Raw genomic sequence first — 24,539 nt, forward strand, 5'->3', positions numbered from 1 at the left:
CGGCCTTTCACGGGTGACGGTCGGGCGGACGTGCTCGGCACTGAGCGCCGACATGATGGCACAGTGGTGACGGTTCGGTCACCCGCAGTGCCCGAAGGAATGACGACGCCGCTCATCGGTTCGCCACCGACCGGGTGGTCCTGCCGCGAACCATGATCATCTTGCTGCCGGAGCTGTGTTCAGGTGCGAGACTGGCTGCCGTGACCGTCACCGTTGATCGTCATGTCAAGGACCCGTGTGCCTGGCTCGGCGCCGTCACCCACGACCTCGCCGGGCTGCCCCCGGCCGATACGCGGGCGGTGCTCCGTGCGGTGTGGGACGGCCTGGTCGCCGCCCGGCTGGCCGGGTTGCACGCCGCCGCGGTCTCCCCGCGCTGGCAGGTCCGGCAGCGCCACGCCGAAGCCGTCGAGTTCGACCTCGCGGTGCAGCTGGCGCGCGACTGGACCGTCGGCACCGGCCTGGCCATCCCGGCCCGGCTGCCCGGAGCCGCGGTCGCCTGGCCTGCCGCCCGGGCCGACGCCGCGGTCGCCGCGATCGTGGTGTTCTGCGGCACCGCCGAATCGGTGCTGCGCAAGGCGGGCGAGCTGACCCCGGTGTGGGAGGACAGCCTCCTGGGCCCGGTCGCGCTGACCCACTGGCTCGCCGACTGCTGGCGGGGCGGCCACACCGGGTGCCCGCTGCGGCTGCCGGCGCCGCCACCGCCGTGGTGGCGCTGAGCGTGTCCGTCAGGAGATGGCTGGGCCGGGCGAAGCCGGCGTAGGCGAGAGGAGGCCGGGGTGACCGAACCACCGGCCCCGCTCGCGAGACTCACGGACGGCGCCCGGACGGCGCTGGGTGCGTTGCTGCACAAGGAGTTGACGGCGGCGTGGACCCGCGCGCGGCTCGCGGGCTGTCCCGCTGCGGTGCTGGCGGAGGTGTTCGAGGCACGTCGCCGCGCGGTGGCGGACGAGGGCTCCGGCGAGCCGTCACTTTCGCCGTGAAAGCTGCGCCCGCGCGCCTCTCAGCGGTCGAGCACCGCCAGGACCGTCGCCACGATCTGCTCGAGCCGCGCCGGGTCCGCCAGTGCCGCGCTCACCCAGTCGTCCCGTGCCGATCCTCGCTGCGCCACCACGTCCGGCCGGTCGCCGAACAGCAGGCGGACCACCGAGGTGACCGCGAGCGCCGGGTCGTCGCCGCGGTCGAGGCGGGTCTCGATCGCCTGCAGGGCCTGCTCCGCCAGTCCCGCCAGCCGGGCGTCTTCGACCTCGTGCGGGCGGACCAGCTCCAGCGCGGGCAGGTCCACCGGGCTGTCCGCCGGGGCCGGGGCGACCGGGGCCTGCTTGTGCCCGAGCGGCTGCTCGACGTGCGCCGCGTACCACTTCGGGCGCGTCCGCATCGCCGCCAGCACCCGCCGGACCTCGCGGTCGAGCGTGTCGCGTGTGTCCCGGCCGGCCGGCGACGTCCCGGTGAGCTCCGCGCGCCGGGCCGCCCAGCCGTCCAGGGGCCACAGCTCCGCGCCCGCCGTCGCCGGCACGCCGACCCACGTCAGGATCTGGACGGCCAGGTCGCACAGCCAGCGGTCGCCGCCGAGGGCTTCGCCCAGCCAGCCCGGGAGCCGAGGTCGTTGCAGCGCCCCGATTTCGCCGCGCCGCCGCCGGTGGGCGTCGACCGCGGCCGGGCTCAAGCGGGTGGCCAGCCAGCCTTCGAGGTTCTCGATCGGGTCGACCGCCCGCCGCAGCGCGTGCTCCACCACCGCTTCGACGTCGTCGTGGAAGCGGTCGAGGCAGTCCGGCCGCAGCCAGCGGAGCCCGCGGGCGCAGTCCGGGTGCCGGCGCTGCCGCTCCAGCGGCTTGGTGATCCGCGTGAAGACCAGTGGCCAGGCCAGGGTGTAGACGGCGCCGCGCAGCCGCGCCAGGTCGCCGGGCGGGGCGGCCGAAGCGGAGCCCGCGAGCCGGCCGTCGCGGGCCAGCCGGCGCAGCCCCGCGACGTCGGCCGGCCCGATCGCCGGGTGGGTACTGTCGAGCAACGGTCCTCCCCGATGTCGTCGACCGGAAAATGGTCGGTCAGCGGGAGAACCGGAAAAGGCCCGCGGCAGGCCGAATGCACGCCGGACTGGCCAACCACTGGCCACCCGCGAATCACCTGATCAGCGCAGCCGGCACCGCCGATCGCGCCGCGGTCCGCGTGCCACAATCGGGTTCCCATGGCACACGAGGACGGTCTGCTCCGGGAGCTCACCAGGCTGCGCCGGGGCTGGGGGCTGGAAGCCGAACGGCTGCGCACGAGGCTCGGGCCGCTCGTCTCCGGCTGGTGTGAGGTCCACCGGACGGCGAACGACCGCGAGGCGCGACGCGTCGTGCGGGAGGCGATCGCGGCCGCGATCGCCGAGTTCCCGGCCGACGACCGGCTCGCGGTCAACGTCGCGCTCGGCATCGCCCCCGGCGCGCAGCACGCCCTGCTCAGCGCCCGGGTCGGCGTCCTGGCCGACCGGCTGCGGGTCTCCGAACGCACGGCCCGGCGCCGGATCGACCGCGCGTTCGCCCGGCTCGCCGCCGAGATCGAGGCCGGCGCCCACCCCGGCGAGGGTGCGCCCGACCCGGACCGGGGCTGGTTCGTCAAGCAGCTCAAGGCCCTCGTGCGGCTGGACACCGACGAGCCGGAGCTGATCGAGGAACGGCTGATCGTCGCGACCCGCGACGGCCTGAGCCGGATCTCCGCGCAGTTCACCGTGCCGCGCATCGAAGACGGCCGGGACGGCGAGCGCCGGGTCGACGCCGACGCCCAGCACGGCGTCCGGATCAGCGAGGCGAACCGGGAGGGGCGGCGCCACTTCCGCCTGCTGCTCGACCTGCCGCGGCCGCTGTCCCGCGGCGACAGCCACACGTATTCGCTGGTGTACCGGATCCGGGACGGCCGCCCGATCCGGCCGTCCTACACGTTCGTGCCGCTGGTGACGTGCGAGTCGTTCACCGTGCGCGTCCGCTTCGACCCGCATCGGCCGCCGCGCGCGGTCTGGCGGCTGGACCGGGTGCCGCCTTCGGTGCTCACCGACCCGCCCGAGCCGGGCGAGACGCTGCTGCTCGACGGCGCCCACGAGGTGGCGCAGGACTTCGCCGCGCCCCAGCTCGGGTACGCGTACGGGCTGCGGTGGCTGAACGAAGATATTCCTTGACTTGAATATTCTGTTCGATGAATACTTCGGTGCGTGGATCAGATCGCGGCAGCCTTGGGGGACGCAGCTCGGTGGCGCATCGTCGAGCTCCTCGCCGAACGTCCCCGGTCGGTGGGGGAGCTGGCCGAGCTGACCGGGCTGCGACAGCCGCAGACCACCAAGCACCTCCAGACCCTGGCCCGCGCCGGGCTCGTCGCCGTCTTCCCGCTCGGGCAGCGCCGGGTCTACGCGCTCGAAGCGCTACCGCTGGCTGCGCTCGCGGGCCGGCTGCGGGAGCTGGCCGAAACCACCGAGGCGCACGAGGGTGAGCGGGACGTCGTCGCGCGGTACCGCGCCGCGATCGAGCGGGAGACCGCGGATCGCGACGGGTGGGCGGACGGGCGCACGTTCGCTTTCGAGCGGCTGCTGGCCGCGCCCCGCGACGTCGTCTGGCGGCACTGGACCGACGCGGACCTGCTGGCGTCCTGGTGGGCGCCGTCGTCCATGACGATCACCGCGTGCGCGCTCGAACCGCGAGCGGGCGGGCGGGCCGTGCTCGACTACCGGGACGCCGACGGCGTCTACCGCTCCGAAGGCCGGGTCAGCCTCGCCGAACCGCCGGGGCGGCTCGTGTTCACCCTCGCGGTGGCCGGCGAAGCGTCGTTCACCGGCCACTACGACCTCGAGCTCGCCGCGGCGCCGGAGGGCACGCGGTTGCGGCTCGGCCTGCGCGTCACCGCGACGACCGTCGAAGCCGTCCCCGCCATCGCCGGCATCAAGACCGGCTGGGGTCAGGTGCTCGACCGCCTCACCGATGTGCTCACCCCGGGAAAGGACTGATCACCGTGACCGACCGCAGAGTGACCGCGAACCTGAGCATCACCCTCGACGGCCGCTACACCGGCCCCGGCGGGCCGGGCGACCTGGGCGCGATCGTCCCGTACGCGACCACGGAGGTCGCGCGAGGCCAGCTCACGCGTATCTGGGAAAACGCGACGACCGCGGTGCTCGGCCGGCGCAACGCCGAGGGTTTCCTGGGTTTCTGGCCCACGGTCGCCGCGGACGAGACCGCCGACCCGCGCGACCGCGGGTACGCGAAGTGGCTGGTGGACACGGAGAAGGTCGTCTTCTCGACGACGTTGACCGAGGCGCCGTGGGAGCGCACGCGCCTGGTGAACGCCCCGGCCGCGGACGTCGTCACCGAGCTCAAGGCGTCGGGATCGGGCGACATTCTGGTGAACAGCAGCGTGAGCGTGATCAAGGCGCTGCTCGCGGCGGACCTGCTCGACCGGCTGTACCTGCTGGTCTGCCCGGAGATCACCGGCGGCGGGCCACGGCTGTTCGATGACGGCCTGCCTGCGTCCAAGTGGGGGCTCGCCCACTACGAGACCGGCGAGCTGGGGGAGACGGCCGTGGTGTACGACCGGGTCCTTTGAGGACAAGGGGCGCTCGGCTCGAGCAGGAGTGGGTGGGGCGGGCGGGGCTCGAACCCGCGGCCAAGGGATTATGAGTCCCCTGCTCTAACCAACTGAGCTACCGCCCCCTGGCCCCGGCGCGCAGGCGGCACGGGGATTTGCATGCGCAAAGAAGACTCAGTTCGCTTCAAGTTATCACAGCGGCCATCCGGGGAGATCCGGTAGGCCAAACAGGTTGAAACGGCTGCCGACCGGGGGAGGCTCGTCTAGGTTGCAAGGGCGTCACCGCTGACCGGAACGGCGGGAGGGCTGACCTTTGGCCAGTGCACACCGGGCCGTGCTGCCCGACCACCGGATGATCCGGCTCGCGCTGCTCGACGCGCTCACCGCGGGGGCGGGCCTGGGGTACCTCGCGCACCAGTACCGGGAGGCGCTCGTGGCGAACTCCGCGGTGATCGGCTTGGCGCTGCTCTTCGCGGTCGCGGCCGGGTACCTGGTCCGCGCCGCCGCGCGAGTGCTGTCCCGGGCGAACTCGCGCGTCGACGCCATTTTTGCCGATGAGCTGCGGGACAAGCCGTCGCCCAGGCCGCGCGGAAAGCGTTGGTAGGCAAGGCGAAGACGGCGGATTCCGCGGCTCACGGAGCAGTGGTCGGTGTTGTTGTAGGCGTAGGCGTGGTGGTCGGTGCCTTGGTGGTCGTCTGAGGTGTCGTGGTGGGCGGTGCCGCCGCCGCGCCGTAAGCCGCGTAGGTGAACCAGATCTGGCCGAAGGTCTTCGGCGTGGTCTGGGTGAACATCGCCCGCACCTGGAACGTGCTCGCGGTGTAGGAGCCCTGCGCCGTGTTGAGCACGAACGCGTTGAACGGGCTCGGCGTGTTCGCCGAGACGACCACCGCCTCCGGCGCCTTGCCGAGGCTGTGCGTGACGGTGCAGAAGCCGCCACCGTCGGTCGTGCAGGTGGCCTGCGCCGCTTGGACGATCGGCGCGGGCGCCGGCCCCACGGCGGCCGACGCGCCGGTGAAGACCACCGCGCCCGCCGTCACCACCAGAGCGCCGGCCAAGGCCGCGATCACGGTTCGTGTCATGACGATCCCTCCCTAGGCCCCCGGAGTCGCCCCGCCGCCGCGCGCTGTTACGCCGTCCACAGTGGACCGTTCAGGTCAGGCGGGCACGAGCTCCTCCACCGCGGCATCGGCGTACCGCCGGGCCAGCGTCGCGCAGACGATCAGCTGGATCTGGTGGAACAGCATCAACGGCAGCACGATCAGGCCCACCTGCGCGTGCCCGAACAGCACCGTCGCCATCGGGAGGCCGCTGGCCAGGCTCTTCTTCGACCCGCAGAACACGATCGTGATCCGGTCGGCGCGGGCGAAGCCCAGCAGGCGGGCGCCCCAGCCGGTCGTGGCGAGCACCGCCGCCAGGAGCACGCCGCAGACCAGCACGAGCACCAGCAGGTGGCCGACGTCGAGGCGGTGCCAGATGCCCTCGGTCATGCCCGCGCTGAACGCCGTGTAGACGACCAGGAGGATCGAGCCGCGGTCGAACAGCTTGAGCGGGCCCGAGTTGCGGGTGATCCAGCCGCCGATCCAGCGGCGCGCCAGCTGCCCGGCCACGAACGGCGCCAGCAGCTGCAGCACGATCCCGAGCACGGCCGAGCCGTCGACCCCGGCGCCGTCGCCGGAGAGCAGCAGCGCCACCAGCAGCGGTGTCAGCACGACCCCGGCCAGGTTGGACAGCGACGCGCTGCAGATGGCGGCCGCGACGTTGCCGCGCGCGATCGAGGTGAACGCGATCGACGACTGCACGGTCGAGGGCAGCACCGTCAGGAACAGGACCCCGGCGGCCAGTGCGGGCGGCAGCACCGACGACGGCAGCAGGAACAGCGCCAGGCCGAGCAGCGGGAACAGCACGAAGGTCGCGGCGAGCACCACCGCGTGCAGCCGCCAGTGCCGCAGCCCCTCCACGGCTTCCTGCGTCGACAACCGGGCGCCGTACAGGAAGAACAGCAGCCCGACGGCGATCGTGGTGGCGGTGCCGAAGCCGTCGGCCACTACTCCCGACGCGGGCAGGAGGGTCGCGACGCCGACGGTGGCGAGGATGGCGACGATGAACGGGTCGAGACGTAACCGGGGCATGGATCTCCTCTCACGGCTATTCTCGGCAACCCGGTGCTCATTGTGAACCCCGATGACCGGACTGACTGTTATCGGCGATCGCGATAGAGTGGCCGGGTGCTGGACCCCCGGCTGTGCCGTTCGTTCCTCGCCGTCGCCGAGACGCGCAGCTTCACCGCGGCCGCGCGGCGGCTGGGGGTCGGGCAGCCGACCGTCAGCCAGCACGTCCGCCGGCTCGAACGCGACTCGGGCGGGCTGCTCTTCGCCCGCGACACCCACACCGTCGAGCTCACCGCGCGCGGGCAGGCGATGCTGGGGTTCGCGCAGACGATCGTCGACACCGAAGAGCGCGCGGAGCGGCACTTCCGCGGCGCCGAGCTGCGCGGCCGGGTGCGTTTCGGCGTTTCGGAAGACTTCGCGCTCGGCGAGCTGCCGGAGATCCTGCACCGGCTGCGCCGCAGTCACCCGCTGGTCGACGTCGAGCTGACCGTCGAGCTTTCGGACGTCCTCGCGCAGCGGCTGCGGGCCGGGCAGCTGGACCTGGTGCTGGGCAAGCGCCGTCCGGGCGCGCACCACGGCCGGCTGCTGTGGCGGGAGCCGCTGGTCTGGATCGGGTCGGCGGCGACCTTGCTCGAGCCCGGCCAGCCCGTGCCGCTGGTGCAGTACCCGATGCCGTCGATCACGCGGCAGCTCGCCGTTGAGTGCCTCGAACGCGCCGGGCTGGAATGGCGGGCCGCGTGCCAGACGTCGAGCCTCACCGGCTTGCGGGCCGCGGCGGCCGCCGGGCTGGGGGTCACGCTGCACGCGCGCAGCCTCGTCCCGGCCGACCTCGTCGAGCTCGACGGCCTGCCCGAGCCCGGCGAGATCGAGTTCATGCTGCTGTCCCGCGAATCCCGCGAGGGACCGGCGGCCGCGCTGGAGGAGTTCGTCCTGGACAGCGTCCGCCGCTAGGCCACGACGCGGAACCGCTCGCGGTACTCGCCCGGCGTGGTGTTCACCGTCCGGCGGAAGGCCCGGGTCAGCGTGGAAACCGTGCCGAAACCGCAGGTGGCGGCGACGCGCGAGAGCGAGTCGTCGGTGGTTTCCAGCCGCTGCCGGGCCGCCTCGACCCGCGCGTGCTCCACGTAGGCGGCCGGCGTCATGCCCAGCTCGGCCTTGAACACCCGGGTGAGCTGCCGGTCGGTCAGGTGCGCCCGGGCGGCCAGGTCGGTCACGGTCAGCGCGTCGGCGAGGTGGGCGGCGATGTGCTGGCGCAGGTCGTCGACGCGCCGGGTCGCGGACGCCGGCTCGACGCCGACGCTGAACTGGCTCTGCCCGCCCGGCCGCCGGAGGAACATGACGAGCTGGCGGGCCACCCGGGCCGCCGGCCCGGCGCCGAAGTCGTCCGCGACCAGGGCCAGGGCGAGGTCCAGGCAGGCGCTCAACCCGGCCCCGGTCCACACGCTGCCGTCGCGGATGAAGATCGGGTCGGCGTCGACAGTGACGCCGGGGTGCTCCGCGGCGAGCTGGCGGGCGGTGGACCAGTGCGTGGTGGCGCGCTTGCCGTCGAGCAGCCCGGCCGCCGCCAGCAGGTGCGCCCCGACGCACACCGACGCCACCCGGCGGGCCTGGCCGGCCAGCCGGCGCACGGTCTCGACCACGGCCGGGTCGCACCGGGCGACGATCTCCCGGTTCTCCCCGACGGTCACCGCGCCCGGCACGACCAGGCTGTCGATCGGCGTGCCGGCCAGCTCGCCGAAGGTGACGTCCGGCAGGACGCGCACCCCGGCGGAGGTCGTCACCGGGTCCGGCGTCTCGGCGGCGAGGAGCACGCGGTAGCCCGACGGCCGGTCGAGCTCCCGTTGCAGCAGCGAGAAGACCTCGGCCGGGCCGGTCACGTCGAGGAGGTCGACCCGGTCGAAGAGGACGACCACGACCAGCCGCTCGGGGTGCTCCATCGGGGTCCGTTCCGTCGATGTCGGTTTCTGCGTCAAGCGTGTCATTGCCGACACGCACCGCCGAGCTTAGCGTCGGATGCGTCCGGAGAAACCGGGCAGTGCCAAGGAAAGGACACCGAACATGGCGAGGACGACGTTGCGCGAGCTCTCCGGGCTCGACGGGACCCCGGCCGCACTGGCCGGCTCGACGCTGATCCTGGTCGACTACCAGAACACCTACACGCGCGGCGTGATGGAGCTCGACGGGTGGCGGCCCGCGCTGGCCGCGGCCCAGGAGCTGCTCGCCGCGGCCAGAGCCGCCGGGACGACGGTGGTCCACGTCGTCAACGACGGCGGCGAAGGCACGCCGTACGACGTGCGGGCCGAGATCGGCGCCATCCACCCGGACGTCGCCCCGGTCGACGGCGAGGCCGTCGTGGTCAAGAAGGCGCCGAACGGCTTCGTCGGCACCGAGCTCGGCGAGCGGGTCGACGCCGCCGGGCACGAGGACGTGGTCATCGCCGGGTTCATGACGAACATGTGCGTCACGTTCACCGCCGAGGGCGCGTTCCTGCGCGGCAACCGCCCGACCGTCGTCGCGGCCGCCTGCGCGACCCGGCCGCTGGCGACGCCGGTCGCGGCGGTGACGGCCACGGAGCTGCACCACAGCGCGCTGGCGACCATCGGCGACCTGTACGGCGTGGTCGTTCCGGGCGTCGCGGATTTGCGGTGAGTCAGTCCTCTTCGCCGGTCAGGAGTCTTCGCAGCCGGGCCAGCGCGCGGTGCTGGGCGACCCGCACGGCGCCGGGTGTCGAGCCGACCGCCCCGGCCGTCTCCTCCGCCGACAGCCCGACGACCACCCGGAGCACGACGATCTCCCGCTGCTTCGGCGGCAGCACGTCCAGCAGCCGGGCGAGCCGCTCGTTCAGCTCGAACCGCAGCGCCTGCTGCTCCGGGCCGGCGCTTTCGCTGACGCCGTCGGGGACCTCGGGCACCGGGTCGGTGCGGTTGCGGGCCGCGGCGCGGTGCGCGTCGGCGACCTTGTGCTGGGCGATGCCGTAGACGAAGGCGAGGAACGGGCGGCCCTGGTCGCGGTAGGACGGCAGCGCGGTGAGCACGGCGAGGCACACCTCCTGGGCGACGTCGTCCGCCGAGGCGAAGGACCGCTCGTTCCGGCCGACACGGGCCCGGCAGTAGCGCACGACCAGCGGCCGGATGGTGGCGAGCAGCCGGGCGGTCGCGGCGTCGTCCCCGGCGATCGCGTCGGCCACCGGCTCGTCGTGGCGGCGCCAGTGGCTGGGGAACGCCTCGGGCGGCGGCGCCGCGGCGATCTCCCGGACGAGGGCCCGGCCGCGCACCCGCAGCAAGGTGCCTTCGACGTCGAGGCCGACGCGCAGCGAGTCGTGCAGCGCGGTGTTGGACTCCCGCAGCAGCTCGGTGATCGCCCGATCCCCGTACTCGGTTGCCGGCATGGTGCTCACCTTTCCCTGTCCCGCTTCTCGTCGGGTGCCGCGGCCCGCTGGCGCCGGAGGCGTTCGCGCACGTGGCGGAGGTTGGAGCGGACGGTCGCGGGCGCGATGCGCAGCGCCTCGGCGATCTGGGTCGGCGTGAACCCGTCGAGCGACCAGGCCAGCACCGTCCGCTGCTGACCGGGGAGGGAGGCGAGCAGGTCGATGAGACCGGCGTGCTGCTCGACCAGCGCGCCCAGCTTCTCGTCGTCCCGCGGGTCGCCGGCGAGCGTCCAGTCCGCGCGCAGGTCGCCCGCCGCGTCGAGCAGCCGCCCGGCGACCCGGCGCACCCAGGCGCGCGGGTCCTCGAGGGTCGGCCACGCCTCCAGCGCGTGCAGCATCGCCTCGGCGGCGACGTCACGCGCGTTCTCGGCCTCGAAACCGGCCTTGCACAGGAACGCCACCAGCGGCGGGAAGTCGGCGCGGAAGAACGCGTCGAACTCGTCGTGACCGCACACGGACCCCTCACCGCCCCTCGCCTCCACAGGAACAGGAGCGGTGAGGTGACCGCTACGTGTAACGATCCGGTCAAGACTGCCCGAGAGGAGTAATGCACTGCTCCGGATCGGTGACGCGATGTGACGAATGGGCGCGGTGGATCTTGGGTACCCCCACGGACGCGAGGCCGCGAACGGTGAGTTCCGGTCACCGCCGCGGCCCGGACGGAGGTGCCGCGGCGCGGGCCCGCCGGGTGGAGATCTCCGCCGGGGCCTGGTGCGGGTTCGGTCCGCGCCCGGACCGGAAAGCCTTGCCGGGTGCGGGAAGCCGGGCCCGCCGTCCGCACGGGCGGAAGCGGTCGGCGGGGACGGGCCGGTGGTGCTCGGCCGGGTGCCGCCGGCGCGAGATCTCGCCGATCGAGTGACGTGATCAACATCGAGATCCGGGGAAGAAAGGCGTACTCTCATGTGTTGCAGTCTTGGTTGCCCGGAGGGTGAGCCGGGGACCGAAGCCAAAACCCCCTTGACCCAGGCGGATTCGCTCGCGCGCCCGCCGCGGTCAAGTCGGTTGACGCGCCCTGACAATGGAAAACAGTAAGAGCTGAGGGAGGTGAACGAAGGAAATGGAAGCCACGATGACGGGCTGGGCGGAACTCGCGGCCTGCAAGGACGAGGACCCGGAACTGTTCTTCCCGATCTCCGAGGTCGGCCCCGGTGGTCGCCAGACGGCGCAGGCGAAGGCCGTGTGCGCGCGCTGCCCGGTGCGCGCCGAGTGCCTCGGCTACGCGCTCGACAACGGCCTCGACCACGGCGTCTTCGGCGGCACCACCGCGGAGGACCGCCGCCGGCTGGTGCGCAGCGCGCCGCAACGGCATCGAGCTGCTTGACCGCCGCCCGGTGACCTCTTCCCGGCGGCCTGGAGCAAAAAACACGAATCCGGAGAAAATCGATTCCGGGACGTCGTGTGCCCGGGTGGGTGATTCCGAGTGAGTCACCCACTCGGGCTTTTTCACGCCGTTCGCACTCGCGTATTGACCGCGCCCATTCCGCGTTCGTGCCCGGGCTCCCCGGCGATCGTGCTCAGTCCACCCAGGTTTCCGGCAGCCCCCACGCCGCCGCCCGGACCGACTCGAACGCGGCCATCGCGGTGATCAGCCCGTCCTCGACCGTGAGCAGGCTGACCCCGAACCACCGGAAGTCGTCCTCGCCGGGCCGCCGCAGGTAGGTCGCCACCGCCGGCTGGCGGTTGGCGCGGGTCGGGCGCATCCGGAACCGCCCGACGCAGTGCGGTGACGCCGGGTCCAAGGACAGCGACAGCGCGCGGACGATCGAGTCGCGGCTGCCGAACCACAGCGTGTACGGCGGCATGATCGCTTCGGCGTCTTCGTGCAGCAGCCGGGCCACCGCGCCGGGGTCGCCCTGTTCGTAGGCGGCGATGAACTTCTTGAGCAGTGCGCTTTCCGCGGCCGTCGGGGTGCCCGCGGTCCAGTCGGCACGGCGCGCGGGCAGCCGTTCACGCAGGGTCGCGCGGGCCCGCTGGAGCGCGCTGTTCGCCGACGCGACGCTCGTCTTCAGCAGCTCCGCCGTCTCCTTCGCCGACCAGCCCAGCACGTCCCGCAGGACCAGCGCCGCCCGCTGCCGCGGCGGCAGGTGCTGCAGCGCCGCGAGGTAGGCCAGCTCGACGGTCTCCCGCTCGACGACGACGGCGTCCGGGCCCGGCTCGTCCAGGAGCCGGTCGGGGTAGGGCTCGAGCCACGGCAGGTCGGCGGCGGCGATCGGCCCGGCCGGCTCACCGGGCGGCCCCAGCTGGTCGGGCAGCACCCGCCGCGGCCGCTTGGCGAGCACGTCGAGGCAGGCGTTCGTCGCGATCCGGTACAGCCAGGTGCGCACGCTCGCCCGGCCCTCGAAGCCGGCACGGGCCTTCCACGCCCGCAGGAACGTCTCCTGCGCCAGGTCCTCGGCGTCACCCAGCGAGCCGAGCATCCGGTAGCAGTGCACCTGGATCTCCCGCCGGTGCCGCTCGACGACGGTCTCGAAGTCCGCTGCGTGACCCACCCCGGCACGCTAGCGCAGTCCCGGCTGGAAGACTGCTCCCGTGAGCGGAACGGTGCTGGTGCTCGGCGGACGCAGTGAGATCGGGCTGGCCGTGGCGGTGCGCCTGGCCGGCGACGCGCGGCGGGTCGTGCTGGCCGCGCGGCCGGGCACGGACCTGGCCGGGCCGGTCGCCACCCTGCGCGAAGCCGGTGCGGCCGAGGTCGAGACCACCGAGTTCGACGCCGACGACCTCACCGCGCACGGTCCGTTCCTGGAGCGGGTCGCCGCCGAGCACGGGCCGCTTGACGTCGTGGTCCTCGCCTTCGGGATCCTCGGCGACCAGGAGCGGGCCGAAAAGGACGCCGCGCACGCCGCCGCAATCGTGCACACGGACTACGTCGCCCAGGTCGGGATCCTGACGCACGCGGCGAACCTGTTGCGCGCCCAGGGGCGCGGCAGCCTCGTCGTGTTCTCCTCCGTCGCCGGGGTGCGCGTGCGCCGCGCCAACTACGTCTACGGCTCGGCGAAGGCCGGTTTGGACGGCTTCGCGAGCGGCCTCTCCGACGCCCTCCATGGTTCAGGTGTCCACTTGCTCCTCGTCCGTCCCGGCTTCGTGATCGGCCGGATGACCGAGGGCATGGCCCCGGCGCCGTTCTCGAGCACCCCGGACCAGGTCGCCGACGCGACGGTCGCCGCGCTGCGCCGTGGCCGCGGGGTCGTCTGGGTGCCCGGTGTACTCCGTCCGGTTTTCTTCGGGATGCGCTTGCTGCCGCGCGCGATCTGGCGCCGGATGCCGCGCTAGGGTGCGGCTGTGGCCACGGCCACAGTACGGATCCGTGTGCGTGCCGGTACTTTCCGTCGCGAAAGCGGCCGATCGGCTCGATCTCGCTCGGCCGATCGGGCAGCGTCACAAGTTTTCGACAACTTTCTCAGGGTATTCCCAGCTAACGCGGTGATCCTCGAACGAGGGGCCGGAGGTTCACCAGAGGGAAGCAAGGGGAAGTGTCGTGCTGTTGTCGTCGCGGGGGCGCCGTATCGGGGTGCGGGTCGCGCTCGGCGTCGTGTCGACGCTGGTGCTCGCCGCCACCGGCTACGCGTGGACGCAGCTGAGCAAGCTGGACAACGGCATCGTCACCGCCGACGTCATCCCGCCCGCCGCGCAGATCGACGGCAGTGAGACGGTTCCGGGGGAGCCGCTCAAGGTCGCCCAGAACATCCTGCTCGTCGGGATCGACGCGCGGACCGACGCGTACGGCAACCCGTTGCCGCAGAACGTGCTCGACGCGTTGCACGCCGGAAGCGGGGACGACGGCGGCGACACCACCGACACGATGATCGTGGTGCACATCCCGGCCGGCGGCGCCGCGGCCACCGCCGTCTCGATCCCGCGTGACTCCTATGTGGACATCGCGGGCGGCTACGGCAAGCACAAGATCAACTCGGCGTACAGCCGCGGCAAGAACGCCGCGATGTCCGGGTTGCGCGCGCAAGGGCTGAGCGGCCCGCAGCTGGAGGTCGCGGCGAACGCGGCCGGCGCGAAGACCACCATCCAGACCATCGAGAAGTTCACCGGCCTGACGATCAACCACTACGCGGCCATCAACCTGGCGGGGTTCGACGCGCTGTCCCAAGCCGTCGGCGGGGTCGAGGTCTGCCTCAAGGAACCGGTGCACGACACCTACTCCGGCGCGGACTTCGCGGCCGGCCCGCAGACGCTGTCCGGGGCGCAGGCGCTCGCCTTCGTCCGGCAGCGCCACGGCCTGCTCAACGGTGACCTCGACCGGATCGCGCGGCAGCAGGCGTTCCTGTCCGGGATGGCCAAGAAGGTGCTGAACGCGGGCACGTTCACCGACGTGTCGAAGCTGAACTCGCTGGTCAGCGCGGTGCAGGGTGCGGTGGTCCTGGACAAGGGCTGGGACGTGCTGAGCTTCGCGCAGCAGCTGCGCGGGATGACCTCGGGCGCCATCGGGTTCGTCACGATCCCGGTGCAGAGCCTGTCGCTGCAGACGCCGTCCGACGGCGACGCGGTGAAGGTCGACCCGGCGCAGGTCCAGCAGTTCGTGCGCACGGCGATCAGCACCCCGGCGGTGCAGGCTTCGGGCGACGACACCCCTGGCGGGGTCAAGCCGGTCGCGGCGACCACCACGAAGACACCGTCCGCGGGCACTTCGAACACTTCGGACACCCCGGGCAGCAAGCAGCCGGCGACCTCGACGGCCGCCGGCTGCGTGAACTGACTGCTTACACGAACGCGCTCTGCCCGGTGATCGCCTTGCCGACGATCAGGGTGTTCATCTCGCGCGTGCCCTCGAAGGAGTAGATCGCTTCGGCGTCGGCGAAGAACCGCGCGACGTCGTACCCGAGCACGATCCCGTTGCCCCCGAAGATCTCCCGGCTCCAGGCGACGACCTCACGCATCCGCGAGGTGACGAACGCCTTGGCCAGCGACGAGTGCTCGTCCTTGAAGATCCCGGCGTCCTGCAGGCGGGCGAGCTGCACGAGCATGCCCCACGACGCCGTGATGTTGCCGAGGCTCTTCACGAGCAGGTCCTGCACCAGCTGGAACCGCGCGATCGGGCGGCCGAACTGCCGGCGCTCCTGGGCGTAAGCGAGCGCGGCTTCGTAGGCGCCGATCATCACGCCGAGCGCCTGCCACGCGACGCCACCGCGGGTGGCGCGCAGGATCTCCGCGACGTCGCGGAAGCCGTTGATGCCCTGCAGGCGGTTCGCCTCCGGCACCCGGACGTCGGTCAGGGTGATCTCGGCGTTCTCGACGATCCGGAACGCGGTCTTGCCCTGGATCTTCTCGGGGACGAAGCCCGGCATGTCCTTCTCGACGACAAAACCCTTGACGTGGTTGTCGTCGACGTCGCGCGCCCACACCACGACGTAGTCGGCGAAGGTCGCGTTGCCGATCCACTTCTTGGCGCCGTTGAGGATCCAGCTGTCGCCGTCCTTCTTGGCCGTGGTGCGCATGCCACCGGCCACGTCGGACCCGCCGAGCGGTTCGGTCATCGCGAACGCGCCGATCTTGTCCATGGCCGCCATCTCCGGGAGCCAGCGGTCACGCTGCTCCTGGCTCCCGCCACTGTAGATGGAGTACATCGCGAGTCCGTTGTGGACACCGAAGAACGTCGCGACGGACGCGTCGGTGCGGCTCATCTCCATGGCCATCATGCCGGTGAGCAGGTGGCTGACCGCGGGCTTGTGCTCGCCGTAACCCTCGTAGGGCAGGCCGGCGAGGCCGCTTTCGCGGAACATCCCGATCAGTTCCTTCGGGAAGGTCCCGGCTTCCCAGTTCTCGTTCACCAGCGGCTTGACCTCGTGGGTCATGAACTCGCGCGCCTGGACGAGCAGCTTGCGCTCGTCGTCCGGCAGCAGCGCCTCGAAGTCGTAGAAGTCGGCGGTGAGCTTGTCCTTCAGCGGTTCCATGTCAGTTCTCCTCCACTGCGTTCAGTACTGCGAGCTGCTTGCGGTCGCGCGTCTCGGCGAGTTCCGAGTACGTGGAGGAGCCGTAAGCCTTTTCGACGGCTTCGATCAGCCGTTCCTGCTCTTCCGAGCTCTGGCTGGGGGTGCCCAGCCCGGCCCACATCTTCTTCATGGACTTGCCGATGTGCTCGGCCATGTGCCGGTAGCCGCCGGGGCCACCCCCGAGGTGCGAACCGAGGAACGGCCCGACCGTCGCCCAGCGGATGCCGAGCGAGCTGGTGATCACCTTGTCCAGGTCTTCCGGCGTCACGACACCCTGCTCGACGAGGTAGATCGCCTCGCGGCTCAGCGCGTTCTGCAGGCGGTTGCCGACGAACCCGGGGATCTCCTTGCGCTCCACGACCGGCGTCCGGCCGAGCGCGGTGTAGAACTCGACCGCCCTTGCCACCGACTCCTCGCTCGTGCGCTCGCCGGGGACGACCTCGACCAGCGGGATCAGGTGCGGCGGGTTGAACGGGTGTCCGATGAGGACCCGGCTCGCGTCCGCCAGCTCGGCGGTGAACGCCGTGGACGGGATCGCGCTCGACGAGCTCAGCAGCAACGCGTGCCGCGGCGCTTCCTTCTCCAGCTTCGCGAACAAGTCCTTTTTGAACTCGACGCTCTCGGGTCCGTTCTCCTGCACGACATCCGCGTCTCGCACGGCTTCGGTGACGTCGGCGGCGAGGTGGACCCGGCTCGCCAGGTCCTCGGCCGTGGCGCCGAGGTGCGGGGCGAACTTCGCCAGCGCGTCGGCGACGGCGTCGGCGAGGTCGGGGCGGGGGTCGGTGACCCGGACGGTCAGGCCGTGGTGGGCGAACAGCGCCGTCCAGGACAGGCCGATGGTGCCCGCGCCGATGACTGCCGCATTCTTCATGACCGGACTCCCTTCAGGTAGTCGAAGACCGGCTTGACGGGAGCGAGTGTCAGGTCGGTGAGGATGTGGCTGGCGGAGACGACCTCCAGCACCGGCAGGTCGGCCAGCGGGGCCAGGACGTGCTGGAACAGCTGCAGCCGCGCGGGGCCGGTGTAGGCCTCCTTGACCACGACGTCGGTGATCTCGGTGCGGACCAGTTCCTGCACCCGCGGCGCGCCGTCGTACCCCGGTATGGTCTTGAGCATGAACGTCGGGACGGTGATCTGGCGTTCGGCCTCGCGGGCGTCCAGCTCGTGGTGCTTGTAGCCCATGGTCGCGGTCGCCACCCGGAGCGTCCCGTAGTCGAGCGTGCCCACCAGGACACCGTTGTCGACATACAGACTCGGGCTGCCGACGGTCTTCGGGTAGGCGCTGACCTCACGCCCGGACGCCGTCGCCGGGAAGTTGTCGAGGTACATCGCGTGCAGGTATTCACCGCGTTCGCCGTCGAGGCTGACCTCGATCGCCTGGCCGGACTCGGTGTACGGGCCGTAGCCGGAGACGTCGCCCATCTTCATGACCTCGAAGCGCACCAACGGTTCTTCGACCCGCAGCGGCTCCGGGACGACGGCGCGCAGGGCGTCGGCGTCGGTGCGGTAGACGATGTTCAGGTACTCGCGGTTGGTGAACCTCGGGACCACGGGCGCGAACGCCGGTGCGGTCAGGGGAGTGGTCACGTGCTGCCGGACTTCTTCGATCTTCATTCGCCTGTCCACTTCGGAGCGCGGCGCTCGGCGAAGGCGGTCATGCCCTCGCGGACGTCGTGGGACTGCATCAGTTTCTTGACTTCTTCGCGTTGGGTGGTCGCGGGATCCGCGGCCCGCACGATCTTCTTGACGGCGGCGAGCGCCAGGGGCGCGTTCTCCGCCAGCTTCTCGGCCAGCTGCAGCGCGACGGCGGCGGCGTCGCCGTTCGGCGTCACGCGGTTGACCAGGCCCAGCTCACCCGCGCGGCGGCCGGTGACCGGCTCGCCGGTGAGCAGGAACTCCATGGCCAGGTGGTGCGGGATCCGCTTCGGCAGCCGGATCACACCGCCACCCGCGGCGATCAGGCCGCGCTTCACTTCGGGGAGGCCGAACTTCGCGTCTTCACCGGCCACGATCAGGTCGCAGCCGAGAGCGAGCTCGAACCCGCCGCCCATCGCGAACCCTTCGACCGCGGCGATCAGCGGCTTGGCCAGCTCGGCCTCGGTCAGGCCGCCGAACCCGCGTCCCGGGATCTCCGGGGACTCGCCCTTCAGCGCGGCTTTGAGGTCCATGCCGGCGCTGAAGGTGTTTTCGGCGCCGGTCAGGACGCCCGCCCGGAGTGCCGGGTCGGCTTCCAGCTCGTCCAGGGCGGCGGCCAGCTGCGTCGCGACGGCGGCGTTGACCGCGTTGCGGGCCTGCGGCCGGTCGATCGTGATCAGCAGGGTGCTGCCGATCCGCTCGGTGCGCACTTCACTCATGACTTCCACTTCCCAAGACGGAGCTTTCACGTGAAAGCTCCGGTGGTTCAGACCAATTCGGCGAGGACTTCGGCGGTGTCCTGCCCGGCCAGCGGGGCCAGGCGGCGGATCGAGCCGGGCGTCGCGGAGAACTTCACCGGGATGCCGACCGTGCGGATGGTGCCCTCGCTCGGGTGCTCGACGGTGTCGAGCAGGTGGCCGTCGCGGACGTAGGCGTCCTCGTGCGCCCGGTCCAGCTCCAGCACCGGCGCCATCGGGATGCTGTGCTTCGCGCAGACCTCGGCCCACTCGGCGGTGGTCAGCGCCGGGGCGCACGCCGCGATCTCGCCGGTCAGCCACTCGTTGTCGGCGCGGTCGATGGCTTCGCCGTTCACCCGCGGGTCGTCGGCGAGGTCCGGGCGGCCGGCCGCGGCGAAGAAGTCGCGGAAGTTCTTCGGGTTGTAGGGGATGACGCAGGCGAGGCCGTCCTTGGTGCGGACCGCGGCGTGGCCCTTCGTCATCGACAGCGCGAAGCCGGTGGGGCCCTCGGCCGGTTCGTAGGTGTGCCCGGCGAGGTGCTCGACCAGGTTGAACGCGAGCAGCGTGTCGGTCATCGGGATCTCGATCTGCTGGCCCTGGCCGGTCCGGTCGCGGTGCACCAGCGCGGCGAGCACGCTGTAGGTGATGGTCAGCGACGACACCTTGTCGCCGATGATCGTCGGCAGGTAGACCGGCTCGCCGAGCGCGCGGTTGGCGACGTCGACCAGGCCGGAGGAGGCCTGCACGGTCTCGTCGTAGGCGGCGTTGCCGGCCTGTGGGGAGTCGCCGCGGAAGCCCTGCGCGTGGGCGTAGACCAGGCGCGGGTTGCGTTCGGCGACGTCGGCGTAGTTCAGGCCGAGCCGGCTCAGCGCGCCGGGGCGCATGTTGGTGATCAGCACGTCGGCCGTGTCGATCAGCTTGAGCGCCTGCTCGCGCTCGGTCTCGTCCTTGAGGTTGAGGGCGACGCTGCGCTTGTTGCGGTTGACGTTGAGGTTCAGCGGGGTCATGCCCGGCGTGGTGCGGTACTGGCCGACCCGCACGGTGTCCGCGGGCGACTCGATCTTGATCACGTCGGCGCCGAGGTCGCCCAGGATCTGGGCCGCGTACGGGCCCATGACCACGGTCGAGAGGTCGATCACACGCACGCCGTCCAGCGGGCCGGTGGTGATGTCCGTCATCATTCGTCCTTTCGCGCCTTGCTTCGTTGCTCTACTTACGAACGTAGGCGCGGGCGGCGCGAAAGGGAATGATCATGATACGCACAATGGTATGACCGCGGTGGTCATACCATTTGCCTAGGTGGTGATGAGGTCTTTGAAGATGTCTTTCGCGGCTTCGACGAGCTCGTGGAGGTCGCGGTCCCGGCGCCACAGCAGACCGGTGTCCAGCTGGGGCCGGAAGTCGCTGAACGGCAACACGATCACGTTGTCCAGGCGGTAGCCGTGCATCGGGCTCCGGTCGTCCAGCATGGAAATGGAAAAGGCCTCGCCGCTGGAAATGATTTCGGACGTCCCGCCGTAGCCGGTGTTCGTCAGGCGAATGCGTTTCTTGACGCCCAGTTCGCTCAACTGGTGGTCGAGCTGGTCGAAATAGGCGGGGGTGATTTCCCCAGGTGAGGCCACGTACGGGAATTCGGTGAGCTCGGCCAGGCTGACCGAGTCGCGCCCGGCGAAGAGATCCGCGGGGACGACGGCGCCGAGCCGTTCCGACATCACCGGCAGCTGCTCCAGCGCCGGGTCGGTGACCGGCAGCCGGGCCAGGGTGAGCGCGAGCTTGCCGTCGTGGACGCCTTGGACGAGGTCGGCGGTGGTGCCGGGCCAGCGTTTGAGCTCGTACCGGGCTTTGACCCGCTCGGCGAGGGCGTTGACCCGCTCCCGCAGATCGGGGTGCACCCCGGCGGGCATGCCGAGGAAAACGGTGCTGCGCTGCGGTTTGGTCGCCTCGGCGAGTTTCCAGGGAATGGCGCCGACCTGCTCGAGGACGTCCCGAGCCAGCGGCAGCAGAGCGGCCCCGGCGGCGGTGAGCGTGACGTGGTGGGTGCTGCGGTCGAAGAGCTGCTGCCCCAGTTCGTGCTCGAGGTCCTTGATCCGCTGGCTGAGCGGAGAGGCGGCCATGTGCAGCTTCCGGGCCGCGGCGGAAAAGTTCAGCTCCTCGGCGACCGCGACGAAGTAACGCAGGTGCAGCATCTCCATGCCCCGACCCTACGGCCCCCACCGTGTCGTCCACCCAGGTACGCGTGTCGTCCCTTCAATCACGCGTGATGCCCCTTCAGTCACGCGAGATGCCCCGCCAATCACGTGAGTTACGCGCCCAATCACGCGAGTTCCGCCCCTGATCACGCGAGTCCCGTGTACCGGAACGGACGACTCGCGTGCCTGGATGGACGACACGCGTGCCTGGAGGGACGACACGCGTGATCAGGGGGTCGACACGCCGCGGCGGACCAGGGTGAGCAACCGGCCGGGCTCGCCGCCGGACAACGCGATCCCCGTGGCGAGCAGGAGCAGATCCAGCTCGGTCACGTCGGACGCCACCGCACCGGCGGCCCGGGCGCGGCCGAGCAACGCGGCGGCGGTCGTGTTCATCGCCGCGTGCCAACCGGCGAACAGGCTCTCGTGCTCACCCGCCGGACCGGCCAGCGAGAGCGCAAGATCACGCTTGGTCCGCACATGCTCGACGAACAACCCGAGCCACGCGAAGAGCGCTTCGTCGGGGTTGTCGGCTTCGAGGTCCGCGCGGCTTCGCAGCTCCGCGACTTCGTCGGCGTACACGGCGACGACCAGCTCACGCCGGTTCGGGAAGTGCCGGTACAGCGTGGCGTTGCCGACGCCGGCGCGGCGGGCGATGCGGTCGAGCGGCGCGTCCGGCCCGTCCTCGGCGAAGACCTCCCGCGCCGCGGCGAGCACGAGCGCCTGGTTGTCCCGCGCGTCCGACCTGCGGGCTCGTGCGGTCATGCTGCTCCCTTGCCAAGTGGGGACATCCCCGTTTAGCGTAGCCGGACCGTAACCGGGGATGTCCCCACTTAAGGAGTGAGCATGGACGCCGCCGAGGTCCACCGCCGGCTGATCGCGTTGACGCCGTTCACCGCGGAGAGCGTCGCCGAAGGCCTGCGCTACATCGACCCCCACGTGATCGACCACCGCGGCGGCGCGGGCGGCGACCACCACGGCATCGACGCCTGGCGCGCGAAGTGGGAGGCCATGCTCGGCGGCGAGTTCTTCGCCGGCTTCCGCGACGTCGGCGTGCGGGTCGAGCAGAACGTCGCCGACGGCGAGTTCTCGGTCAACCGCTACACGAGCACCGGCACGCAGCTCTCGACCGGCCGCAGTTACGCCGTGACCAGCATGGACATGATCCGCGTCCGCGACGGCCGGGTGGTCGAGCACTGGGCCGTGATGGATGTGACGGATCGCGCGGCCCAGCTCAGCCCGGAGGGAGAGACGCCGACAGCGGGAAGGTGATCGTGAACGCCGCCCCGCCCTCCGGCGCCGGGCCCGCGGTCAGATTCCCACCCATCCGGGTGACCAGGCCGTGGACCAGGGCGAGCCCGATGCCCGACCCGACCGGACGGCGGTCGCGGTAGCGCGCGTTCAGCACCCCGCGCTCGAACGCCACCGGGTAGTCCTCCGGCGCCAGGCCGGGACCGCCGTCGCGAACCGACAGCAACGCCGAAGAACCGGACACCGTCAGCGAAAACACCATCGGCGCCCCGGCCGGCGTGACGCGCAGCGCGTTCTCCGCCAGCCCGTCGACCACCTGACGCAGCCGCCGCGCGTCCGCCGGCACCGGCACCGGGCCCGGAACCGCCGACACCGACAGCCGCACGTTCTCCCTCGCGCACCGCAGCTGCCAGACCTCGGCGCAGTCGCGCACCAGCGCGCTCAGGTCCAGCGACGCGACGTCCAGCCGGAACTCGTCGGCCCCCAGCCGCGCCAGCTCCAGCAGGTCCGAGACCAGCCGCTCCAGCCGCGCGGCCTCCCGCTGGATCGTCTGCCCGGCCCGGACGGCGTCGTCGCCCGACGCGACGCCGTCCGCGATCGCCTCCGCGAACCCCGTCACGGCGGTCAGCGGCGTCCGCAGCTCGTGCGACACCGACAGCAGGAAATCCCGCTGCCGCGCTTCACTCACCGCCAGTGCGTCGGCGAGCGAGTTCAGCGACCCGGCGACCTCGGCCACCTCGCGCGGCCCTTCCACCGGCACCCGGACGTCACGCCGTCCGGCCCGCAGCGAGCCCGCGGCCAGCGCGGCCCGGCGCAGCGGACGCCCCAGCAGCCGACCCGAGACGAAGCCGGCCAGCGCCGCGACCAGCAGCCCGATGCCCAGCGCCAGGGCGATGCTGCGCACCAAAGCGCGTTGCGTCGCTTCGGCGTTGCGCGCGGGCAGGACCAGCGCGAACGCCGCCCCGCGCGTGCCGACCACCCGCGTCTCGACGAGGTACTGCGAACCCGCGACCGTGACGCGCCCCGAGTGGTTCGCGCCGAGCCCGAGCTTCCCCGCGGCCTGCACGGCGGTGCCCTCGCCTGCAGCCTGCCCGCCCGCGCGGCGCACGACCACCGAAATCCCTTGCCCGCGCACGACGTCGGCCACCTTGCCGACGCCCAGCCGGTTCCCGATGCCGGTCTCGTCGAGCTGCGTCGCGACGACGTCGGCCTGCGCGGAAAGCGACGACTGCAGCACGTTGTCCGCCGTCGTCCGGATCAGCCGGGCCGCGACGAGCCCGGCCACGATCACCGCCACCCCGGCGACGGCGAGGCACACCAGCGTGATCCGCCCGGCGAGCGTTCCCCTCATGCCGGGTCCGCCGCGTAACCGATGCCGCGCACCGTCCGAATCGGACTCGACGCGCCCAGTTTCGCCCGCAGCTGCGCGACATGGACGTCGACCGTCCGTGTGCCCGCGGCCGCGGCGTACCCCCAGACGGCGCTCAGCAGCTGGTCACGCGAAAGCACCTGCCCGGGGTGCCGGAGCAGGTGCGTGAGGAGGTCGAACTCGGTGGACGTCAGCGAGACTTCGACGTCGCCCGCCCAGGCCCGGCGGCTGGTGAGGTCGACCCGCGCGCCTCCGACGGTCAACGTCGAGGCGGCCGGAGTCGCCCCCGAAGCGCGGCGCAGCACGGTCCGGACACGGGCCGCCAGTTCTCGCGGGCTGAACGGCTTGGTGAGGTAGTCGTCCGCGCCGATCTCCAGGCCCAGCAGGCGGTCCAGCTCGTCGTCGCGGGCGGTGACGAACAGCACCGGCGTCCAGTCCCCGGCCGCACGCAGGGTTTTGCAGATCTCGATACCGTCCATTCCGGACAGTCCGATGTCGAGCACGATCGCCACCGGCTTGAGCCGTCGGACGGCGTCGAGTGCCCGCCCGCCGTCCGCCTCGACGTGCACGCCGAAGCCGTCGCGCTTGAGGTACAGCGCCGCCAGCTCGGCGATCGCGGCCTCGTCCTCGACCACGAGGACGAGGCCACGCCCCGGTGACCCCATGCCTGCTCCCGTCTCCGCCGTCACTTCCGGGGAGACGCTAGCCGGTCAGGGGGAGCCATCGCTGTTCATGTCGGACTCGACGCCGTTGAGTGTCGACTCGATGCCGCTCAGTTCCGACGACGCCGGGGACGACCCGGAGTCCGTCGGGCCCATCAGGTTGTCGCGGCAGGCCGAGCAGCCGAGCGTGATGAGCGCGGCGGCCCCGACCGCTGCCGCGATCCTCGCCGCCCTCACTTGCTCGGCGCCGGCGCCGCCGGCTTGCAGTGCGCGGTCGCGAAGGCGTCGAGCTTCTGCTTCGCCGTGTTCAGCTCGCCGACCTTGCCCTGGCGCTTGGCGGCGCGGTCGTCGAGCTTCTTGGCGCGGTCCTCGTGGCCCGCGGTGCGCTGGTCCTGCGCCCGGGCCTTGAGGTTGGCGACCGAGCCGGTGACCTCGGCGCCGCCGTTGATCCGCTTCTGCAGGTTCTCGGCCCTCTTCTGCAGCTTCGGCACCCAGTCGCCACAGACCTGCTGCGACTCCTCGGGGCTGAGCGTGATCGGCGCGACCGGCACCGGCGACGTGGTCTGGGCGGAGGCCAGCGGCGCCGCCACCAGCAGGCAGGCCGCACTCCCGCAGCCCGCGAGCGCCAGCCGCGTCCAGGTGGTTCCTCGCATCGTGTCTCCTCGTGTTCGGTT

30 protein-coding genes and 1 tRNA gene are annotated in these 24,539 nt (G+C 71.9%); 12 read left to right on the forward strand and 19 right to left on the reverse strand.

Features of this window, described 5'->3' with window-relative positions:
• Positions 1 to 200 precede the first annotated feature (200 nt).
• Positions 201 to 716, forward strand: a complete 516-nt coding sequence (locus ACZ63E_RS07075; protein ID WP_465335033.1) for a hypothetical protein — start codon at positions 201 to 203, stop codon at positions 714 to 716.
• 60 nt (positions 717 to 776) lie between these two features.
• Complete coding sequence (locus ACZ63E_RS07080) at positions 777 to 980, forward strand: hypothetical protein (protein ID WP_465335035.1); 204 nt, start codon at positions 777 to 779, stop codon at positions 978 to 980.
• A 20-nt stretch (positions 981 to 1,000) separates the two neighbouring features.
• On the opposite strand, the gene ACZ63E_RS07085 is transcribed toward ACZ63E_RS07080, so the two are convergent.
• Positions 1,001 to 2,005 carry a hypothetical protein gene (locus tag ACZ63E_RS07085; RefSeq protein WP_465335037.1) on the reverse strand — a complete coding sequence of 335 codons (1,005 nt, stop codon included), beginning with the start codon at positions 2,003 to 2,005 and terminating at the stop codon, positions 1,001 to 1,003.
• 177 nt (positions 2,006 to 2,182) lie between these two features.
• On the opposite strand from ACZ63E_RS07085, the gene ACZ63E_RS07090 reads away from it, so the two are divergent.
• From ACZ63E_RS07090 to ACZ63E_RS07100, 3 genes are read left to right on the forward strand one after another with little or no spacing between them, the layout of a single operon-like run.
• Positions 2,183 to 3,151 (forward strand): hypothetical protein, encoded by a 969-nt coding sequence (locus tag ACZ63E_RS07090; RefSeq protein WP_465335039.1) that lies wholly within the window; start codon positions 2,183 to 2,185, stop codon positions 3,149 to 3,151.
• A gap of 33 nt (positions 3,152 to 3,184) precedes the next feature.
• Positions 3,185 to 3,970, forward strand: a complete 786-nt coding sequence (locus ACZ63E_RS07095) for a metalloregulator ArsR/SmtB family transcription factor (RefSeq protein WP_465335041.1) — start codon at positions 3,185 to 3,187, stop codon at positions 3,968 to 3,970.
• Positions 3,971 to 3,975: 5 nt separating this feature from the next.
• Positions 3,976 to 4,566: a dihydrofolate reductase family protein gene (locus ACZ63E_RS07100; protein ID WP_465335043.1), complete on the forward strand. Its 591-nt coding sequence runs from the start codon at positions 3,976 to 3,978 to the stop codon at positions 4,564 to 4,566.
• A 33-nt stretch (positions 4,567 to 4,599) separates the two neighbouring features.
• Here the strand turns inward: ACZ63E_RS07100 and ACZ63E_RS07105 are convergent.
• Positions 4,600 to 4,673, reverse strand: a tRNA-Ile gene (locus tag ACZ63E_RS07105).
• Between the two features lie 188 nt (positions 4,674 to 4,861).
• Here ACZ63E_RS07105 and ACZ63E_RS07110 point away from each other — a divergent pair.
• Positions 4,862 to 5,152 (forward strand): hypothetical protein, encoded by a 291-nt coding sequence (locus ACZ63E_RS07110; protein WP_465335045.1) that lies wholly within the window; start codon positions 4,862 to 4,864, stop codon positions 5,150 to 5,152.
• Positions 5,153 to 5,180: 28 nt separating this feature from the next.
• Here the strand turns inward: ACZ63E_RS07110 and ACZ63E_RS07115 are convergent, their stop codons facing one another.
• Together ACZ63E_RS07115 and ACZ63E_RS07120 are read right to left on the reverse strand one after the other, a co-directional pair.
• Complete coding sequence (locus ACZ63E_RS07115; RefSeq protein ID WP_465335047.1) at positions 5,181 to 5,627, reverse strand: hypothetical protein; 447 nt, start codon at positions 5,625 to 5,627, stop codon at positions 5,181 to 5,183.
• Between the two features lie 75 nt (positions 5,628 to 5,702).
• Positions 5,703 to 6,677 carry a bile acid:sodium symporter family protein gene (locus tag ACZ63E_RS07120; RefSeq protein ID WP_465335049.1) on the reverse strand — a complete coding sequence of 325 codons (975 nt, stop codon included), beginning with the start codon at positions 6,675 to 6,677 and terminating at the stop codon, positions 5,703 to 5,705.
• Between the two features lie 96 nt (positions 6,678 to 6,773).
• On the opposite strand from ACZ63E_RS07120, the gene ACZ63E_RS07125 reads away from it, so the two are divergent.
• Entirely contained in the window at positions 6,774 to 7,607 is an 834-nt protein-coding gene (locus ACZ63E_RS07125) for a LysR family transcriptional regulator (protein ID WP_465335051.1), read from the forward strand.
• Here the strand turns inward: ACZ63E_RS07125 and ACZ63E_RS07130 are convergent.
• The gene (locus tag ACZ63E_RS07130; protein ID WP_465335053.1) at positions 7,604 to 8,593 is read right to left on the reverse strand and encodes a GlxA family transcriptional regulator; all 990 of its coding nucleotides are present in this window, start codon (positions 8,591 to 8,593) and stop codon (positions 7,604 to 7,606) included. The genes ACZ63E_RS07125 and ACZ63E_RS07130 overlap by 4 nt on opposite strands.
• A 121-nt stretch (positions 8,594 to 8,714) precedes the next feature.
• Here ACZ63E_RS07130 and ACZ63E_RS07135 point away from each other — a divergent pair, with 121 nt between their 5' ends.
• The gene (locus tag ACZ63E_RS07135) at positions 8,715 to 9,305 is read left to right on the forward strand and encodes an isochorismatase family protein (protein WP_465335055.1); all 591 of its coding nucleotides are present in this window, start codon (positions 8,715 to 8,717) and stop codon (positions 9,303 to 9,305) included.
• A gap of 1 nt (position 9,306) precedes the next feature.
• Here ACZ63E_RS07135 and ACZ63E_RS07140 read toward each other — a convergent pair whose 3' ends face one another.
• Complete coding sequence (locus tag ACZ63E_RS07140) at positions 9,307 to 10,044, reverse strand: sigma-70 family RNA polymerase sigma factor (RefSeq protein WP_465309721.1); 738 nt, start codon at positions 10,042 to 10,044, stop codon at positions 9,307 to 9,309.
• Positions 10,045 to 10,049: 5 nt separating this feature from the next.
• A complete protein-coding gene (locus tag ACZ63E_RS07145; RefSeq protein WP_465335057.1) occupies positions 10,050 to 10,538 on the reverse strand; it encodes an RNA polymerase sigma factor in 489 nt (162 codons plus the stop codon).
• Between the two features lie 602 nt (positions 10,539 to 11,140).
• Here ACZ63E_RS07145 and ACZ63E_RS07150 point away from each other — a divergent pair.
• Entirely contained in the window at positions 11,141 to 11,404 is a 264-nt protein-coding gene (locus ACZ63E_RS07150; protein ID WP_465309725.1) for a WhiB family transcriptional regulator, read from the forward strand.
• Positions 11,405 to 11,597: 193 nt separating this feature from the next.
• Here ACZ63E_RS07150 and ACZ63E_RS07155 read toward each other — a convergent pair whose 3' ends face one another.
• The gene (locus ACZ63E_RS07155; RefSeq protein ID WP_465335059.1) at positions 11,598 to 12,572 is read right to left on the reverse strand and encodes an RNA polymerase subunit sigma-70; all 975 of its coding nucleotides are present in this window, start codon (positions 12,570 to 12,572) and stop codon (positions 11,598 to 11,600) included.
• Positions 12,573 to 12,612: 40 nt separating this feature from the next.
• Between ACZ63E_RS07155 and ACZ63E_RS07160 the strand changes: the two genes are divergently transcribed.
• Together ACZ63E_RS07160 and ACZ63E_RS07165 are read left to right on the forward strand one after the other, a co-directional pair.
• Entirely contained in the window at positions 12,613 to 13,353 is a 741-nt protein-coding gene (locus tag ACZ63E_RS07160; protein WP_465335061.1) for an SDR family NAD(P)-dependent oxidoreductase, read from the forward strand.
• Positions 13,354 to 13,558: 205 nt separating this feature from the next.
• Entirely contained in the window at positions 13,559 to 14,788 is a 1,230-nt protein-coding gene (locus tag ACZ63E_RS07165) for an LCP family protein (RefSeq protein WP_465335063.1), read from the forward strand.
• A 4-nt stretch (positions 14,789 to 14,792) separates the two neighbouring features.
• On the opposite strand, the gene ACZ63E_RS07170 is transcribed toward ACZ63E_RS07165, so the two are convergent.
• The 7 genes from ACZ63E_RS07170 to ACZ63E_RS07200 all read right to left on the reverse strand — a co-directional run bounded on the left by ACZ63E_RS07170 (position 14,793) and on the right by ACZ63E_RS07200 (position 21,348).
• Complete coding sequence (locus tag ACZ63E_RS07170; protein ID WP_465335064.1) at positions 14,793 to 15,983, reverse strand: acyl-CoA dehydrogenase family protein; 1,191 nt, start codon at positions 15,981 to 15,983, stop codon at positions 14,793 to 14,795.
• Position 15,984: 1 nt separating this feature from the next.
• Entirely contained in the window at positions 15,985 to 16,893 is a 909-nt protein-coding gene (locus ACZ63E_RS07175) for a 3-hydroxyacyl-CoA dehydrogenase NAD-binding domain-containing protein (RefSeq protein WP_465335066.1), read from the reverse strand.
• The gene (locus ACZ63E_RS07180) at positions 16,890 to 17,636 is read right to left on the reverse strand and encodes an acetoacetate decarboxylase (RefSeq protein ID WP_465335068.1); all 747 of its coding nucleotides are present in this window, start codon (positions 17,634 to 17,636) and stop codon (positions 16,890 to 16,892) included. Before ACZ63E_RS07180 ends, ACZ63E_RS07175 begins: the two co-directional genes overlap by 4 nt.
• On the reverse strand, positions 17,633 to 18,376 hold the full coding sequence (locus ACZ63E_RS07185; protein ID WP_465335070.1) for a crotonase/enoyl-CoA hydratase family protein: 744 nt from the start codon (positions 18,374 to 18,376) through the stop codon (positions 17,633 to 17,635). The genes ACZ63E_RS07180 and ACZ63E_RS07185 overlap by 4 nt, the downstream gene beginning before the upstream one ends.
• Positions 18,377 to 18,423: 47 nt before the next feature.
• Entirely contained in the window at positions 18,424 to 19,572 is a 1,149-nt protein-coding gene (locus ACZ63E_RS07190) for a CaiB/BaiF CoA transferase family protein (RefSeq protein WP_465335072.1), read from the reverse strand.
• A 117-nt stretch (positions 19,573 to 19,689) separates the two neighbouring features.
• Positions 19,690 to 20,586 (reverse strand): LysR family transcriptional regulator, encoded by an 897-nt coding sequence (locus ACZ63E_RS07195; RefSeq protein WP_465309743.1) that lies wholly within the window; start codon positions 20,584 to 20,586, stop codon positions 19,690 to 19,692.
• A 225-nt stretch (positions 20,587 to 20,811) separates the two neighbouring features.
• Entirely contained in the window at positions 20,812 to 21,348 is a 537-nt protein-coding gene (locus ACZ63E_RS07200; protein ID WP_465335074.1) for a TetR/AcrR family transcriptional regulator, read from the reverse strand.
• Positions 21,349 to 21,429: 81 nt separating this feature from the next.
• Here ACZ63E_RS07200 and ACZ63E_RS07205 point away from each other — a divergent pair, with 81 nt between their 5' ends.
• Complete coding sequence (locus tag ACZ63E_RS07205) at positions 21,430 to 21,855, forward strand: ester cyclase (RefSeq protein ID WP_465335076.1); 426 nt, start codon at positions 21,430 to 21,432, stop codon at positions 21,853 to 21,855.
• Here the strand turns inward: ACZ63E_RS07205 and ACZ63E_RS07210 are convergent.
• From ACZ63E_RS07210 to ACZ63E_RS07225, 4 genes are read right to left on the reverse strand one after another with little or no spacing between them, the layout of a single operon-like run.
• Positions 21,818 to 23,185, reverse strand: a complete 1,368-nt coding sequence (locus ACZ63E_RS07210; RefSeq protein ID WP_465335078.1) for a sensor histidine kinase — start codon at positions 23,183 to 23,185, stop codon at positions 21,818 to 21,820. The genes ACZ63E_RS07205 and ACZ63E_RS07210 overlap by 38 nt on opposite strands.
• On the reverse strand, positions 23,182 to 23,868 hold the full coding sequence (locus ACZ63E_RS07215) for a response regulator (RefSeq protein ID WP_465335080.1): 687 nt from the start codon (positions 23,866 to 23,868) through the stop codon (positions 23,182 to 23,184). Before ACZ63E_RS07215 ends, ACZ63E_RS07210 begins: the two co-directional genes overlap by 4 nt.
• 45 nt (positions 23,869 to 23,913) lie before the next feature.
• Positions 23,914 to 24,102, reverse strand: a complete 189-nt coding sequence (locus ACZ63E_RS07220; protein ID WP_465335082.1) for a hypothetical protein — start codon at positions 24,100 to 24,102, stop codon at positions 23,914 to 23,916.
• A complete protein-coding gene (locus tag ACZ63E_RS07225) occupies positions 24,099 to 24,518 on the reverse strand; it encodes a hypothetical protein (protein WP_465335084.1) in 420 nt (139 codons plus the stop codon). The genes ACZ63E_RS07220 and ACZ63E_RS07225 overlap by 4 nt, the downstream gene beginning before the upstream one ends.
• Positions 24,519 to 24,539 lie beyond the last annotated feature (21 nt).

It is taken from the genome of Amycolatopsis sp. NPDC104819 (genome assembly GCF_055583145.1).

Coding starts and splice junctions, on each gene's coding strand:
- ACZ63E_RS07150 (WP_465309725.1), top strand. CDS start 11,141: ATGGAAGCCACGATGACGGGCTGGGCGGAACTCGCGGCCTGCAAGGAC.
- ACZ63E_RS07090 (WP_465335039.1), top strand. CDS start 2,183: ATGGCACACGAGGACGGTCTGCTCCGGGAGCTCACCAGGCTGCGCCGG.
- ACZ63E_RS07185 (WP_465335070.1), bottom strand. CDS start 18,376: ATGAGTGAAGTGCGCACCGAGCGGATCGGCAGCACCCTGCTGATCACG.
- ACZ63E_RS07175 (WP_465335066.1), bottom strand. CDS start 16,893: ATGAAGAATGCGGCAGTCATCGGCGCGGGCACCATCGGCCTGTCCTGG.
- ACZ63E_RS07115 (WP_465335047.1), bottom strand. CDS start 5,627: ATGACACGAACCGTGATCGCGGCCTTGGCCGGCGCTCTGGTGGTGACG.
- ACZ63E_RS07205 (WP_465335076.1), top strand. CDS start 21,430: ATGGACGCCGCCGAGGTCCACCGCCGGCTGATCGCGTTGACGCCGTTC.
- ACZ63E_RS07200 (WP_465335074.1), bottom strand. CDS start 21,348: ATGACCGCACGAGCCCGCAGGTCGGACGCGCGGGACAACCAGGCGCTC.
- ACZ63E_RS07180 (WP_465335068.1), bottom strand. CDS start 17,636: ATGAAGATCGAAGAAGTCCGGCAGCACGTGACCACTCCCCTGACCGCA.
- ACZ63E_RS07190 (WP_465335072.1), bottom strand. CDS start 19,572: ATGACGGACATCACCACCGGCCCGCTGGACGGCGTGCGTGTGATCGAC.
- ACZ63E_RS07215 (WP_465335080.1), bottom strand. CDS start 23,868: ATGGGGTCACCGGGGCGTGGCCTCGTCCTCGTGGTCGAGGACGAGGCC.
- ACZ63E_RS07130 (WP_465335053.1), bottom strand. CDS start 8,593: ATGGAGCACCCCGAGCGGCTGGTCGTGGTCGTCCTCTTCGACCGGGTC.
- ACZ63E_RS07120 (WP_465335049.1), bottom strand. CDS start 6,677: ATGCCCCGGTTACGTCTCGACCCGTTCATCGTCGCCATCCTCGCCACC.
- ACZ63E_RS07170 (WP_465335064.1), bottom strand. CDS start 15,983: ATGGAACCGCTGAAGGACAAGCTCACCGCCGACTTCTACGACTTCGAG.
- ACZ63E_RS07225 (WP_465335084.1), bottom strand. CDS start 24,518: ATGCGAGGAACCACCTGGACGCGGCTGGCGCTCGCGGGCTGCGGGAGT.
- ACZ63E_RS07140 (WP_465309721.1), bottom strand. CDS start 10,044: ATGCCGGCAACCGAGTACGGGGATCGGGCGATCACCGAGCTGCTGCGG.
- ACZ63E_RS07195 (WP_465309743.1), bottom strand. CDS start 20,586: ATGGAGATGCTGCACCTGCGTTACTTCGTCGCGGTCGCCGAGGAGCTG.
- ACZ63E_RS07135 (WP_465335055.1), top strand. CDS start 8,715: ATGGCGAGGACGACGTTGCGCGAGCTCTCCGGGCTCGACGGGACCCCG.
- ACZ63E_RS07210 (WP_465335078.1), bottom strand. CDS start 23,185: ATGAGGGGAACGCTCGCCGGGCGGATCACGCTGGTGTGCCTCGCCGTC.